This window comes from Paenibacillus sp. SER-28 (assembly GCF_052906305.1).
The window spans coordinates 1-512 of record NZ_JBRECM010000042.1 but is presented as its reverse complement, the minus strand read 5'-3'; the positions used below and the strand labels follow the sequence as shown (position 1 = coordinate 512).

2 rRNA genes are annotated in these 512 nt (G+C 45.3%); both read left to right on the top strand.

The window, feature by feature from the left end:
• Nucleotides 1–74 (top strand): 16S ribosomal RNA (locus ACUYLD_RS25485); the annotation flags it as partial.
• 286 nt (nt 75–360) lie between these two features.
• A 23S ribosomal RNA gene (locus ACUYLD_RS25480) occupies nt 361–512 on the top strand; the annotation flags it as partial.

Below are 512 nucleotides of genomic sequence, written 5' to 3'. Positions count from 1 at the left end.
AGGTGGGGTAGATGATTGGGGTGAAGTCGTAACAAGGTAGCCGTATCGGAAGGTGCGGCTGGATCACCTCCTTTCTATGGAGAATCGTTTCCTGCAACGGAAACATTCAAATATGAAGCATTAGCTTCAAAAACTACTCACTCGTTGCTCAGTTTTGAGAGCTCAAACTCTCAAAAAAAGCTGGTTGTTTACAGCTTTGCACCTTGAAAACTGGATACCGAAACGAAATTGCGTTTTAGAATATTCCTTTAAGCTGATCTTGTGTAAACAAGTGAAATAAAGGTAGCTGCCTTGAATTTCATTCACACATTCGTGTTGAACCGAAATTCAGAGCAAATCGTATTTACGATGTAAATACTAGGTTAAGCTACAAAGAGCACACGGAGGATGCCTAGGCGCCAGGAGCCGACGAAGGACGTGGCGAACAACGATAAGGCCTCGGGGAGCTGTAAGCAAGCTTTGATCCGGGGATGTCCGAATGGGGAAACCCGGCTGTCTTCATCGACAGTCAC